Source organism: Bifidobacterium dentium JCM 1195 = DSM 20436 (assembly GCF_001042595.1).
GTDB classification, from domain to species: domain Bacteria; phylum Actinomycetota; class Actinomycetes; order Actinomycetales; family Bifidobacteriaceae; genus Bifidobacterium; species Bifidobacterium dentium.
This window is the reverse complement of record NZ_AP012326.1, coordinates 2,185,430-2,199,231: the sequence shown is the minus strand read 5'-3', so window position 1 is coordinate 2,199,231 and position 13,802 is coordinate 2,185,430. Positions and strand designations below refer to the sequence as shown.

Annotated in this window: 9 protein-coding genes and 2 pseudogenes; 10 read left to right on the top strand and 1 reads right to left on the bottom strand. The window is 61.7% G+C overall.

Translation table 11 applies throughout. The annotated features are described in order from the left end of the window. The first annotated feature begins 18 nt into the window (after positions 1-18). Together argS and BBDE_RS09235 are read left to right on the top strand one after the other, a co-directional pair. Positions 19-1,809 (top strand): arginine--tRNA ligase, encoded by a 1,791-nt coding sequence (gene argS, locus BBDE_RS09240; RefSeq protein WP_003838751.1) that lies wholly within the window; start codon positions 19-21, stop codon positions 1,807-1,809. 8 nt (positions 1,810-1,817) lie between these two features. After that, the gene (locus BBDE_RS09235) at positions 1,818-3,392 is read left to right on the top strand and encodes a diaminopimelate decarboxylase family protein (protein ID WP_003838752.1); all 1,575 of its coding nucleotides are present in this window, start codon (positions 1,818-1,820) and stop codon (positions 3,390-3,392) included. A gap of 20 nt (positions 3,393-3,412) precedes the next feature. Here the strand turns inward: BBDE_RS09235 and BBDE_RS09230 are convergent, their stop codons facing one another. Continuing rightward, positions 3,413-4,003 carry a PTS sugar transporter subunit IIA gene (locus BBDE_RS09230; protein WP_003838754.1) on the bottom strand — a complete coding sequence of 197 codons (591 nt, stop codon included), beginning with the start codon at positions 4,001-4,003 and terminating at the stop codon, positions 3,413-3,415. Between the two features lie 226 nt (positions 4,004-4,229). Here BBDE_RS09230 and BBDE_RS09225 point away from each other — a divergent pair, with 226 nt between their 5' ends. From BBDE_RS09225 to araA, 8 genes and pseudogenes are all read left to right on the top strand, one after another. Then, positions 4,230-5,546 (top strand): homoserine dehydrogenase, encoded by a 1,317-nt coding sequence (locus BBDE_RS09225; RefSeq protein ID WP_003838755.1) that lies wholly within the window; start codon positions 4,230-4,232, stop codon positions 5,544-5,546. 144 nt (positions 5,547-5,690) lie between these two features. After that, positions 5,691-6,695 (top strand): homoserine kinase, encoded by a 1,005-nt coding sequence (gene thrB, locus BBDE_RS09220; protein ID WP_003838757.1) that lies wholly within the window; start codon positions 5,691-5,693, stop codon positions 6,693-6,695. Beyond that, positions 6,692-6,992 (top strand): annotated as a pseudogene (locus BBDE_RS11710) (Maf family protein); the annotation flags it as partial. The gene thrB and the pseudogene BBDE_RS11710, both read left to right, overlap by 4 nt. Positions 6,993-7,084: 92 nt before the next feature. Next, positions 7,085-8,152 (top strand): annotated as a pseudogene (locus BBDE_RS09215) (Maf family protein); the annotation flags it as partial. 135 nt (positions 8,153-8,287) lie between these two features. Beyond that, positions 8,288-9,406 carry a LacI family DNA-binding transcriptional regulator gene (locus tag BBDE_RS09210; RefSeq protein ID WP_003838761.1) on the top strand — a complete coding sequence of 373 codons (1,119 nt, stop codon included), beginning with the start codon at positions 8,288-8,290 and terminating at the stop codon, positions 9,404-9,406. Positions 9,407-9,703: 297 nt separating this feature from the next. Beyond that, positions 9,704-11,326: a xylulokinase gene (locus tag BBDE_RS09205; RefSeq protein ID WP_003838763.1), complete on the top strand. Its 1,623-nt coding sequence runs from the start codon at positions 9,704-9,706 to the stop codon at positions 11,324-11,326. A gap of 39 nt (positions 11,327-11,365) precedes the next feature. After that, entirely contained in the window at positions 11,366-12,058 is a 693-nt protein-coding gene (locus BBDE_RS09200; RefSeq protein ID WP_003838764.1) for an L-ribulose-5-phosphate 4-epimerase, read from the top strand. A gap of 87 nt (positions 12,059-12,145) precedes the next feature. Continuing rightward, positions 12,146-13,663, top strand: coding sequence for an L-arabinose isomerase (gene araA / locus BBDE_RS09195; protein WP_003838765.1), 1,518 nt, complete (start codon positions 12,146-12,148; stop codon positions 13,661-13,663). Positions 13,664-13,802: the final 139 nt, after the last annotated feature.

Genomic DNA, 13,802 nt, shown 5'->3' with positions numbered 1-13,802 from the left:
CTCGGTAGACTGGGGAGAATGAGCCCAGAAGCGTTAAGTGAACTGATTTCCAAGATTGCCCATGCTCTCGTTGCCGCCGGTAAGGCAGGCACCCTGACCGACGAGCTGATCCCCCCGGTGTCCAAGCTCACCGTGATGCGCCCGAAGGACCGCGCACACGGCGACTGGGCCTCCAATGCGGCCATGCAGCTGGCTAAAAAAGCCGGTATGAAACCTCACGATCTGGCTGAGCTGTTCGCGGCCGAACTGGCCCAGTCCGACGGTATCAAGTCCGTGGAAGTGGCCGGTCCCGGCTTCATCAACATCGTGCTCGACTCCGCTTCCGCAGCGGCCGTGGTCGATGCCGTGCTTGAGGCAGGCAACGCCTACGGCAAGAACGACCATCTCGGCGGTGAGACCCTGAATCTCGAATTCGTCTCCGCCAACCCGACCGGCCCCATCCATATCGGCGGCACTCGCTGGGCCGCCGTCGGCGACTCCATGGCCCGCGTGCTCGAAGCCAATGGCGCCAAGGTCGTGCGCGAATACTACTTCAATGACCATGGCGAGCAGATCAACCGTTTCGCCAAATCCCTCGTGGCGGCCGCCCACGGCGAAGAGACCCCGATCGACGGCTACAAGGGTGCCTATATCGATGAAATCGCGCAGCGCGTCATCGATGAAGCCAAGTCCGACGGCATCGACATCCTCGATCTGCCGCGCATCGACGGCGGCAAGGACGACAAGGGCGAACCGCTCGGCGAAGGTGACTCCGAACAGCGTGAGGAATTCCGCAAGCGCGCAGTGCCGATGATGTTCGACGAAATCCGCAGATCCATGAAGAACTTCCGCGTGAACTTCGACGTGTGGTTCCACGAGAACAGCCTGTACTCGAACGGCGAGGTCGACAAGGCCATCGCCGACCTGCGCGAACGCGGCGACATCTACGAAAAGGACGGCGCCACCTGGTTCGAATCCACCAAGCATGGCGACGACAAGGATCGTGTAATCATCAAGTCCGACGGCAACTACGCCTACTTCGCCGCCGACATCGCCTACTATCGCAACAAGCGCCATCGCGAAGCCGATCCGGCGGACGTGGCCATCTACATGCTCGGCGCCGACCACCACGGCTACATCGGCCGCATGATGGCCATGTGCGCCGCATTCGGTGACGAACCGGGCAGGAACATGCAGATTCTCATCGGCCAGCTCGTCAACGTGATGAAGGACGGCAAGGCCGTACGTATGTCGAAGCGCGCCGGCAACGTCGTGACCATCGACGATCTGACCGAGGCCATCGGTGTGGACGCCTCCCGCTACTCGCTGGCCCGCACCGACTACAACTCCCCGGTCGACATCGACCTGAACCTGCTTGCATCGCATTCCAACGAAAATCCGGTGTACTACGTGCAATATGCGCATGCCCGTTCCTGCAACGTGGACCGCAACGCGGCCGCGGCCGGCATCACCTACGATGGCGCCGACGTGAGCCTGCTCGACACCGTGGCCGATGGCGAAGTGCTCGCCGCCTTGGCCCAGTGGCCGGCCCTGCTTCGGGAAGCCGGCGATCTGCGCGCGCCGCACCGCGTGGCCCACTACCTTGAGGACCTTGCCGCCACCTACCACAAGTGGTACAACGTGGAACGCGTGGTGCCGATGGCACTCACCGACCCGGAAGCCCGCGGAGAGGACGCCGAGGCCGTGCGCATCGCCAAGGCTCCGGAACCGGCTCGCGCCGCCGCACGCCTGAAGCTCAACGACGCCGTCCGGACCGTAATCGCCGAAGGTCTTGACCTACTCGGCGTCACCGCCCCCGACAGGATGTGAGGCCGAACATGCCCATCACCCCGATTTGGCCGGCCGGGTCGGCCGTGAACGACAACGGTGAAATCACCTTCCACGGTCGCACCGCCGAAAGCCTGCTCGACGAATTCGGCTCGCCGCTCTACGTCATCGACACCGATGAAGTGCGTGCGCGCGCCTCGAAATTCGTAACATCCGCAGGCAATGCGTTCAACAACACCGTCACGCACGTAAGCTTCGCCGGCAAGGCATTGCTGTCCAAGGAGATCTGCCGCATCGTCACCGAAGCGGGCATGCTCATCGACACCTGCACCATGGGCGAGATGCGCATCGCGCTCGCCGCAGGCGTTCCGGGCCGTAGGCTCGTATTGCACGGCAACAACAAATCCGATGAGGAAATCGCGCTCGCCATCGAACAGGGATTCGCCAAAATCGTGGTGGACGAGCCGAACGAGCCCGCTCGCATCGCCGACATCGCCAAACGTCTTGGCAAGCGAGCACGGGTGATGCTGCGCGTCACCTCCGGCATCCATGCGGGCGGTCACGAATTCGTTTCGACCGCGCACGAGGATCAGAAATTCGGCGTGGCGTTGCTGCCGGTGGACGCCGACGCGAGCAAGCTGAGCGTGCTGGACGATCTGACCGACGTGACTCCGGCAGGAAGCAATGCAAGGCTGGGGGAGCAGTCGGGCGAGGCCGGTTCCGACCGTGCCCTGCGGTATGACATCAAATACCCGTATGATATGAGCCACGAGAAGGTTTCGGAAGGCGATCGCAAACTTGCCGAAGCCATGACCATGGTGGCCGACGGACCGGCGCTCGCCGTGCTGAAGGATATCCAACGCCATCAGGACGTACTTGAACTGGTCGGCGTGCACTCGCATATCGGCTCCAACATTCATGATGCGGATGCCTTCATTCAAGCCGCGAAACGCATGATGCTCCTACGCAAGACCTTCTACGCCACCGATGCGTACACGTTGCCGGAGGTCGATCTGGGCGGCGGCTATTCCGTGGCCTACACCGATGGCGAGGATTCCATGGACATCGACGTGGAACTCGGCCGTCTTGCCGACGCGGTCACCACCGTGAACCGTGCGCTCGGCATGCCCGCCCCGGTCATCTCCTTCGAACCGGGTCGTTGGACGGTCGCGCCGACCGGCGTGACGCTCTACCGTGTGGGCACCGTCAAACCGGTGCGGCTGAATGGCGACGCTACCGACAAGGCCGGCAATCCGGTGCATGAACGTGTGTACGTATCCGTCGACGGCGGCATGAGCGACAACATTCGTCCCGCCCTGTACGGCTCCGACTACACCGCACGGCTTGCCAACCGTAAGGGTTCGGACGACACCAAACTGTGCCGTGTGGTGGGCATGCACTGCGAATCCGGCGACATCGTCGTGAACGAAGTGCGGCTGCCGGCCGACATCACGCGCGGCGACATCCTCGCGGTGCCGGTCACCGGCGCGTATGGGCGCACCATGGCCAGCAACTACAATCAGGCGTTGATTCCGGCGGTCGTCGGCATCGGCGAGACCGATGCGCATGTGATGATTCGCCGTCAGAGCATCGACGATCTCCTCAGCTGGGACGTCAGCCGGTAACGGCGCGTATCGACGGAACGTCAGCGCGCAATCAACGTGCCCACCGGACCGCCGGCAAGTACGGCACCGTGGGCGGTGATGTCGATTGCATCGATGTCGTCGGCGTTCGTGAACACCACGATCACGTCGGTGAGCTTTCCGGCCGCATGCACGGCCGCCAGATTGACTTCGTCGATTGGCTCACCGGCGTTGACCTTCTGCCCGGGCTGTACCAGCAAGGTGAACGGCCCGCCCTTGAGCTGCACCGTATCGATGCCGATGTGCACCAGCGCTTCAATGCCGTTCTCCATCGTGATGCCCACGGCATGCCTCGCATTGGCGATGGTCGAGATGGTGCCGCTGACCGGTGCCACGATCAGCCCATTGCTCGGCGTTACGGCGAAACCGTCGCCGAGCACCTTTGTGGAGAATACGTCGTCGGCCACTTCCTCCAACGATTTCGCGGCGCCGTCGGCAGGCGAGCAGAGTGCGATTCGCGTCGGCAGATGTTCCTCCTGCGACGATGCCGTGCGGGAATCGTCGGCGGGCGACTCGACAAAGGCCCCCTCATCGGGATTCGAGACGGAGGCGTCGGCCTTCTTGTGGAACAGAGAGGCGAAGAATCCTGCCATTGCATGTCCTTTCGTGGACTTTGTTCGGCGGGCGCTCAACGTTGAAGCCGGCACGAACGCGTTCGTGGTTACCTTCTACTGAACATGGTACGTCACGTATGGGGACGTTCACGGCAGAATTGTCGCAAATAGCGATTTCTTTCTTGGAATTTCGCCGCTGTTCGTCATATCGGCCCCGTACAATGAGCAACGTTATACCAATATTTCACATTCGAGGGAGGATGCCTTGGCACAGGAAGATGTTGCACCGATTCGCGTTGGATTGCTGGGTGCAGGTACCGTCGGCTCCCAGACCGCACGTCTGCTGGTGGAGCAGAAGGATGAACTCGCAGCGCGCATCGGCCGACCGATCGAACTGACCGGCGTCGCTTGCCTCGACCCCGCCGAAACCGACCCGTTCCCATGGATCGACAAGTCCGTGGTCACCACCGACACCATGAGCGTGGCCACCGGTTCGGACATCGTCATCGAGTTGATCGGCGGTACCGGTGTAGCCCGTAAGTTCGTGCTCGCCGCCATCGAATCCGGTGCTTCCGTGGTCACCGCCAACAAGGCTCTGCTCGCCAAGTACGGTCCGGAGATTTACGCGGCCGCCGAAGCCAGGGGCGTCGATATCTACTTCGAGGCCTCCGTAGGCGGTGCCATTCCGTTCCTCAAGCCGTTGCGCGAATCGCTGGTGGGTGACAAGGTGACGAGCATGCTCGGCATCGTCAACGGCACCACCAACTACATTCTCGACGAGATGACCACCAAGGGCCTCGACTTCGACGACGTGCTCAAGGACGCTCAGGCCAAGGGCTATGCCGAAGCCGACCCGACCGGCGACATCGAAGGCTATGACGCCGCCAACAAGGCCGCCATCATGGCCACCCTAGGCTTCCACACCAATGTGACCATCGACGACGTGTCCGTCGAAGGCATCACCAAGATCACCGCCGATGACATCGCCGCGGCCACCGCCGAAGACAAGGTCATCAAACTGCTGGCCGTCGTGGAGAATACCGAAGCCGGCGTTTCCGCGCGAGTGTATCCGGCGCTGATCTCCAACAACCATCCGCTGGCATCCGTTCACGGTTCCTTCAACGCCGTGTTCGTCAAGGCCGAGGCGGCCGACGACCTCATGTTCTACGGTCGTGGCGCGGGCGGCGCTCCGACCGCCTCCGCGGTGGTCGGCGACGTGGTCACCGAGGCGCGTCATATCGCGCAAGGCTGCACGGGCCCGGTCATTCCGCTGTATAACGACTTGAAGAAGGCGCCGATCGAAGCGTCCAAGGCCGAGTTCGCCGTACGTTTCGTGATTCACGACAATCCGGGCGTGCTCGCCGCCATCGCGGCCAAGTTCGCCGAGCATGGCGTGTCCATCAACGGTGTGAATCAGGATCTGAAGCCCACCCTCAAGGATCCGGGCTATGACGGCGAGCTGCAGCAGCTGCGTCTGGTCACGCATATGACCGACGAGCTCACCCTGCGCAAGACCGTCGAAGATGTGTGTGAACTCGATTGCGTGGTCGGCGAGCCGTCGATTTTGCGCGTATTGAACTGATTGCGGTGCGGGGCCCACGATTGCAGGCAAGGCAAACGTGGGCCCCGACTTCGATGATGATTGCGTGCCGTGATTTGACCGTTGTACCGGTTCGGGTATACGGTGCATGATTTGTAATGAAGATGTGACGAAGGACGACGAGACATGACTCCAGTTACTCGCAAGGTGCGTGTAAGCGTTCCGGCCACCAGCGCCAACCTCGGCTCCGGCTTCGATACGGTCGGACTGGCTCTGGACTACCACGACGAACTTGAATTCACGTTGTGCACCGACCCGGTGAACACCGCGGCGCAGGTGATGATCGAAGGCGAGGGCGCCGACACCCTGCCGCGCGACGAAACCCACTTGGTGGTCTCCACCTTCCGCCGTGCATGCCAGACCTTCGGGCTGGGGCGCATGGGCTTCATCCTTCAGGCGAACAACCGCATTCCGCAGGCACGGGGCATGGGATCCTCCGCCGAAGCCATCGTGGCCGGCATCGCCGCAGCGGCCGCTTTCGCGCAGGATGACGAACTCAATCGTGACGCCGTGTTCGAGCTGGCCGCCGCCATCGAAGGCCATCCCGACAATGTGGCGCCGGCCGTGTACGGAGGCCTGACCATGTCGTGGGATATGGAGACCGCGGAAGGTGTCGGTTCCGTGCCGATCCCGGGCGGTGATCCGCTCCACAATGGCTTCCACACCATCAACTACCGTGTGGCCGATGACCTGACCGCCGCCGTGTTCGTTCCGGATTACGAGCTGTCCACCGAAAAGGCCCGTCAGGCCCTGCCGGGCAAGGTCGCCTTCAAGGATGCCGTGCACAATGTGTCCCGTGTGAGCCTGTTGCCGGCCGCCATGAATCCGGGCATGCTCGCCCTTGGCCAGAAGAAGAACGCCAATGCGTTGCTGTACGCCGCCACGCAGGATCGATTGCACCAACCGTATCGTGCATCGCTGATGGAACCGTCCTGGGCCCTGATCGAGAAGATGCGCTCCTACGGGTTCGCCTCCACCGTTTCCGGCGCCGGACCGTGCGTGTTGGTGCTGCATCATGGCGACGCCCGCGAGGAACTCGAACGGATTGCGGCGGAAGAGCTTTCCTCCGGCCATTGGCGCGTGCTGCATCTCGGCGTCGACACCAAGGGCGTGCAGGTGGAGCGCGCATGAGTACTTCCATTCCGCTGATTCTCGCCTCGAAATCCAAGCCACGTCGCGACGTGCTGTTCTCAGCCGGCATCTGCCCGACCATCCGCGTTTCGAACGTCGACGAGCCGGCTGCGCTGGAACGTGCCGCCGCCGAAGCCGGGGTTCGCGTCGCCGATCTGTCGGTCGAGCGGCGAGTGATGATTCTGGCTTCCGCCAAGGCCGAGGCCGTACATGAGGCGTACCGTAACGTCGCGGCGACCGCAGCCGCCGCTTCGGGCGAGAGGATCATCGGATATCCGCTGAAGTCCCGTGAGATTGCGGGAGATACGGCCGTCGCCGGTTTTGAGACCGGATCCGCGGCCGATGTCGTTACGTTGCGACCGGAAGTCGTGCAGGATTCCGACGATGTGCAGACCCGTGATTTTTCCGATGTCGCCATTCCGACCGTCACCGAGCCGATCACCGATGCGGTCGAAGGTCAGCCGGGACTTACCCGCGCCACCGTCGGCCCGTTGATTCTCGGCTGCGACTCCATGTTTCTGCTTGATGGCGAATGCTATGGCAAGCCGCACAGCGAAGCCGTCGCTCGTGAGCGGTTGCGTGCCATGCGAGGCGCCACCGGCGAACTGTGGACCGGCCACTGCCTGATTGATTTCGCCACTGGTCGCATGGTCCGTGGCGCGAGTAAGGCCACATTGCATTTCTGCGAATATTCCGACCTTGACATCGAGCGTTACATTGCCACCGGTGAGCCGCTGGAGGTTGCCGGATCCTTTACGCTGGAAGGTTTCGGTGGCGCGTTCATCGATTCCATCGAGGGCGATCCACACGGCATCATCGGATTGAGCCTGCCGTTGGTGCGCCGACTGGCGGCCGGACTGGGTGTGGAATGGACCGATTTGTGGAATGTGACGCGTGAGGACCAGTATCCGCGCGTGACTCATGATGCGAAAACGGGAGCGGCGAAACCGTTGCCGCCCAAAGAAAATGTGCATCAGCCTGGCGACGGCTGGGTGGACTGCGCCTGCGGACGTAAGCATTGGGGCATCAACGGCGCTTCCGGCGTGCTGCTGGCCCGACGCGATGAAGAGACCGGCAAGGTGACGCATATCGTCATGCAGCATCGTGCGGTCTGGAGCGCGGAAGGCGGCACGTGGGGCATTCCGGGAGGCGCCACCGCCGACGGCGAGAGCCCGATCGAAGGTGCGTTGCGGGAATCCTACGAGGAAGCTAACATCACTCCGGAAGACATTGAAGTGGTCGGCTCCTACCGTGAGGATCACGGACCGTGGGCATATACCACCGTCTTCGCCTTCGAGAAGCCCGGGCATCATGTGCATCCGGCTGCGAATGACGACGAAAGCATGGAAGTCGAATGGGTTCCGATCGACGAGGTCCCCAATCGCAGGCTCCTGACCGCCATGCGTACCGACTGGCCGAATTTTGCGGCTCGACTTGCCCGTCTGGCAGCTCGGTAAGTAAGTTCGCCGGTGGTTGCCGGCATGCACGAATGCTGCACTAAGTGAACGCGAGAGAACGCCTGTTAGCGCTAACTGAAGTTGCGTGTAGAATGGTCGAAGGCAACAATGGTCGCGTGTGGAGGGCAATGAGGCATGGCAGTCAGGCGTAAAACGGCGAACAAGCGTCCTTCCATGTTCGAGGTCGCCAAGCTTGCCGGAGTGAGTCATCAGACGGTGTCGCGCGTCATCAATCATTCGCCTGATGTGTCGGACGCCACGCGGGAGAGAGTGCAGAAGGCCATTGACGAACTTGGCTATCGACCGAGCAATTCCGCGCGCGCTCTGGCTTCGCGCCGCTCGCGTACCATCGGATTGATTGCCGGCGGCCAGCGTTTCTATGGTCCGATTTCCGCGATTTCCGCCATCGAGTCCATGGCTCGGTCGCATGGTTTGTTCATGTCGGTGAGCATGGTGCACGAGGCGTTGTGTACGCAAGGTGATTTTGACGATTTATGCCGCACCTTCGACGAACAGAACGTGGACGCGTTCATTTTCCTGACGCCGACCGATGTGATGTTCTCCGCCGCATGCCGTGCGCAGATTTCGCAGCCGCGTGTGATCGTCACTTCCACTCACGGAGGCGTAAGCGTGCAGGACGGTTTGCGGCTGATGACGTCCACCGACCGCCGTCATGTTTCCGTGGTGGGCGTGGATCAGTGGGGTGCCATGGCTGACGTGATGCGAATGGTCAGCGAATATGGCCACCGTTCGGTGTTGTATTTCGCCGGTCCGAAGGAATGGCGGGATGCGGCGACCCGTTTGCTCGCTTGGAACAAGCTATGCGGGGCGAACGCGATCAGTTCCGTGACCGTGCAATGTGAATCGTGGGATGCCACGGAAGCGTACGGCAAAATGAATCATGTGCTTGACAATATCGGACGCACCGGCGGTGAACTGCCGACCTGTGTGGTGTGCGCGAACGACAGCCAGTCCGTGGGCGTGGCTCGCGCGTTGCACGAGCACGGTGTGCGCATTCCGCAGGATGTCAGCGTCGTCGGTTTTGATGACATGCCGGCGATGGACAATATGTTCCCGCCCCTGACCACGATTCACCCGGACTTCGAACGACTTGGTACCGCAGCCATGCGTGAGGCGCTGTATCTGCTTGGGGAGGGCGACGAGAACTCGTTCTCCATCTCGCAGCATGGTGTGGGTCTTATCCCCGCCAAAGTCATGAATCGCAGTTCTTTGGGGCCTGTACGCCACCGCTGAGTTCCGTTGCTCGTGACTCTTTGGCTTGTGGGTGTCCGAATCTTCAAATTCGGACACCCACAAGCCGTTTGTCGTTCTCTGGTTGTCCGATTTTGGTGAATCGGACGGATGAGGTCTGCCGAGGATGATTTGAATGTCCCCCGTTTTCTGGAATCAGGCGAATTGCATGGAGTGGCAGGACACGGCGGACTTGTGTGGTCGATGCTTTCCGTTTAGAATAGTGAGCGTTAACAGTGAGCGCTAACATTCGGTTGACAGAGTGGTTACGAGGCGCTCGGACGCAAGGAGTTTGGAACTATGTCGCAAGAGCCGGTTGCGTTGACCGCCGAGAAAATCCGCGCAGGCAAGACGAGCTTGGGCATCGAATTCGGATCTACCCGAATCAAGGCGGTACTTATCGATGACGAATACCACACCATCGCCGCCGGCGATTACGGCTGGGCCAGCCATCTGGAAGACGGCCTGTGGAGCTACACCCAGGAGGAGATCTGGACGGGCCTGCAGACCGCATACGCCAAGATGGCCGGCGACGTGGAAACCGCTTACGGCGAGAAACTGACCCATGTGGGGCACATCGGCTTCTCCGCCATGATGCACGGCTACCTCGCCTTTGACGAGAACGGCGAGCTGCTCGTCCCATTCCGCACCTGGCAGAACACCAACACATCCGAAGCTCATGAGAAGCTCTCGGAACTCTTCCAATACAACATTCCGGAACGCTGGTCCATCGCCCACCTCTACCAGTCCGTGCTCAACAAGGAGGAGCACGTCGGCAAGGTGGCTTATTTCACCACGCTCGCTGGCTATGTGCACTGGAAGCTCACCGGCAGGAAGGTGCTCGGCGTGGGAGATGCCTCCGGCATGTTCCCCATCGACCCGACCACTCACACCTACGAAACCGCGTTCATCGACAAGTTCGATGCGCTGCCGGAAGTCGCGGCCCAGCCATGGAAGCTTGAAGATCTACTTCCCGAACCGCTGGTGGCCGGTGCTCCGGCAGGCGAACTCACCGCCGAAGGCGCCAAGCTGCTCGACCCGACCGGCACCCTCCAGCCGGGCATCACCCTCGCCCCGCCTGAAGGTGACGCCGGCACCGGAATGGTGGCCACCAATTCCGTGCGCGTGCGCACCGGCAACGTTTCCGCCGGCACTTCGATCTTCGCCATGGTGGTGCTCGAACACAAGCTGGCACGACTGCATCCGGAAGTGGATCTCGTCACCACTCCGGCCGGTGATTTGGCCGGTATGAGCCACGCCAACAACTTCACCTCCGATCTCAATGCATGGGTCGGCCTGTTCGGCCAGTTCGCGGCTGCCATCGGACAGCCGGTCGACGCCGGCACGCTGTATGGCACGCTCTTCCGTTCCGCGATCGCGGATGACGTCGACTCCAATTGCGGAGGACTCATCAACTATCCGTTCCGCTCCGGCGAATTCCTGGCCGGCCTGTCGGAAGGCCGGCCGTTGTTCGCCCGCGGTCCGGAAGCTCGGATGAGCCTTGGCAATTTCATGCGGGCCCAACTGTTCGGCGCATTCTCGCCGGTGAAGATCGGCATGGACGTCATGACCAAGGACGAAGGCGTCGCAGTCGATTCACTCGTCGGGCATGGTGGCATCTTCACCACGCCGAAGGTCGCGCAGAAAATCCTCGCAGCCGCGTTCGACACTCCGATCAAGGTCATGGCCACCGCCGCTGAAGGCGGAGCGTGGGGTATGGCCGTGCTCGCCGACTACCTGTGGCATGCCGACCAGCCGCTTGACGAATACCTCGATTCGCGCGTCTTCTCAGACGTGGTCTCCACCACGGAAGAGCCAGACGCCGACGACGTGGCCGGTTTCGAGGAATTCTTCGACCGCTTCCGCAAGGGACTGCCGATGGAGCACGCCGCAATCGCAAGCATCCCTCTGGAAACCAAGTAATCGTAAATCAAATCAAGACCTGACGAAAGGAAAAACATCATGGCAACTCTGGCTGATTACGGCCCCGAGGTCCGCGCCGAAGTCAAGCAGGTGCGCGAAGTCGTCGCAACCCTGCACGAGCAGTTGATCAAGTGGAATCTGGTCGTATGGACGGCCGGCAACGTGTCCCAGCGTCTGCACACCGCCGACCTGATGGTCATCAAACCGTCCGGCCTGCGCTACGAGTACCTGACTCCGTCGAGCATGGTCGTGTGCGACCTTGACGGCAACGTGGTCGACGGCTCCGAGTCGCCGAGCTCCGACACCGCTTCCCATGCCTACATCTACCGCCACATGCCCGACGTGTACGGCGTGGTGCACACCCACTCCACCTACGCGACCGCATGGGCGGCGACCGGCCAGAACATTCCGTGCGGCCTGACCATGATGGGTGACGAGTTCGGCGGGCCGGTACCGGTCGGACCGTTCCGACTGATCGGTTCCGAGGCCATTGGCGAGGGCGTGGTGGAGACCCTGAAGAAGTATCCGAAGTCTCCGGCCGTGCTCATGCAGAATCATGGCCCGTTCACCATCGGCAAGGATGCGGAAGGTGCCGTCAAGGCCGCCGCCATGACCGAGGAGGTGGCTCACACCATGTGGGCGGCCAAGCAGCTGGGCGATATCATTCCGATTCCGCAGGAGGACATCGACAAGCTGAACGACCGCTACCAGAACGTTTACGGACAGCACTGACGACGTTCCTTCGCCAGAGATGGCAGCGCAACATAATCGACAAAGCACAATCAACGATCGCAACAACAACGAAGTAAAGGAAACAACATGACAATGGAAAACCCGTTCGAAGGCAAGGAAGTCTGGTTCGGCGTCGGCTCCCAGGATCTTTATGGCGAAGAAGCCCTGCGCCAGGTGGCCGAACAGTCCGGCGAAATCGTCGACGCGCTCAACGCCACCGGCAAGATTCCGGTCAAGATCGTGCTGAAGCCCACCCTGAAGTCCTCCGACGGCGTCAAGGCCTTCATGGTCGAAGCTTCCGCAAATCCGAACGTCATCGGCGTGATCACCTGGTGCCACACCTTCTCTCCGGCCAAGATGTGGATTCGCGGCCTCGAAGTGCTCACCAAGCCGCTGCTGCAGCTCAACACCCAGCATCACTTCGAGATTCCGTGGGAAACCATCGACATGGACTTCATGAACCTGAACCAGGCCGCCCACGGCGACCGCGAGTTCGGTTACATCCTGACCCGTCTGGGCATCAATCGTAAGATCGTCGTCGGCCACTACACCGATCCGGAAGTCGCCGAGCAGATCGCCACCTGGACCCGCGCCTGTGCCGGCTGGGATGCCTCCAACAACATGAAGGTCATGCGCTGGGGCGACAACATGCGTAACGTGGCTGTCACCGAAGGCGACAAGACCGAAGCCGAGCGCGTGTTCGGCGCCTCCATCAACACTTGGGCCGTCAACGAACTGTGCGCCGCCTACGACGCCGTCAAGGACGATCAGGTCAAGGAGATTATCGAAGATTACAAGGCCAAGTACGACGTCGATCCGGAACTGCTTGACGCCAAGTACGACTCCCTGTTCATCGCGGCCAAGGAAGAGGCCGCCATGGTCAACATGATGCGTGCCAACGGCTGCACCGCCGGCGTCGACAACTTCGAGGACCTCGGCTCCCTGCCGCAGCTGCCGGGCGTTGGCCCGCAGCGCTTCCCATCCGAGTACGGTTTCGGCTTCTCCGCCGAGGGCGATTGGAAGACCGCCGTGCTCGTGCGTATCGGCGCCGTGATGGGGTATGGCCTTGACGGTGGCGCGTCCCTCATGGAGGACTACTCCTACAACTTCGTGCCGGGCCGTGAGAAGATCATGGGCTCCCACATGCTTGAAACCTCTCCGTCCATTGGCACCATCGCCAAGCCGAAACTGGAGATTCATCCGCTCGGCATCGGCGGCAAGGCCGATCCGGTGCGTCTGGTCTTCACCGGCGCCCCGAAGAAGGATGCCGTGGTCGTGTCCATGTCTGATGTGCGCGAACGCTTCCGCCTGACCATGAACGTGGTCGACATCGTCGAGCCGGACGGTTCCCTCAAGGAGCTGCCGTGCGCCCGTGCCCTATGGGTTCCGCGTCCGAACCTGAAGACCTCCGCCGAGTGCTGGCTGCGCTCCGGTGCTTCGCACCACACCTGCATGACCACTTCCGTCGGTCGTGAGGCTTGGGAGGACTTCGCCCGCATTGCCGGCGTCGAGCTCGCCACCATTGACGAGAACACCACCGCCCGCGAATTCGAGCGTGACCTCGAGATCAGCGAGATGTACCACCGTCTCAACAATCGTCACTGAGTCGATGTGCCGTAAGCGTCGGCAGTCCGGGGCCATGCCCAACCTGCCGACGCTTACGGCGCTCTAGGCGTCGGCAGACTGGGAGGTGCCTCAATCTACCGACACTGAGAGGCGCTGAGCGTCGGCAGATTGGGCAAGT

What these genes read in the sequence shown, in the direction of transcription:
- BBDE_RS09210 (WP_003838761.1), top strand. Translation starts at nt 8,288, where the DNA reads ATGGCAGTCAGGCGTAAAACGGCGAACAAGCGTCCTTCCATGTTCGAG.
- argS (WP_003838751.1), top strand. Translation starts at nt 19, where the DNA reads ATGAGCCCAGAAGCGTTAAGTGAACTGATTTCCAAGATTGCCCATGCT.
- araA (WP_003838765.1), top strand. Translation starts at nt 12,146, where the DNA reads ATGACAATGGAAAACCCGTTCGAAGGCAAGGAAGTCTGGTTCGGCGTC.
- BBDE_RS09200 (WP_003838764.1), top strand. Translation starts at nt 11,366, where the DNA reads ATGGCAACTCTGGCTGATTACGGCCCCGAGGTCCGCGCCGAAGTCAAG.
- BBDE_RS09235 (WP_003838752.1), top strand. Translation starts at nt 1,818, where the DNA reads ATGCCCATCACCCCGATTTGGCCGGCCGGGTCGGCCGTGAACGACAAC.
- BBDE_RS09230 (WP_003838754.1), bottom strand. Translation starts at nt 4,003, where the DNA reads ATGGCAGGATTCTTCGCCTCTCTGTTCCACAAGAAGGCCGACGCCTCC.
- thrB (WP_003838757.1), top strand. Translation starts at nt 5,691, where the DNA reads ATGACTCCAGTTACTCGCAAGGTGCGTGTAAGCGTTCCGGCCACCAGC.
- BBDE_RS09205 (WP_003838763.1), top strand. Translation starts at nt 9,704, where the DNA reads ATGTCGCAAGAGCCGGTTGCGTTGACCGCCGAGAAAATCCGCGCAGGC.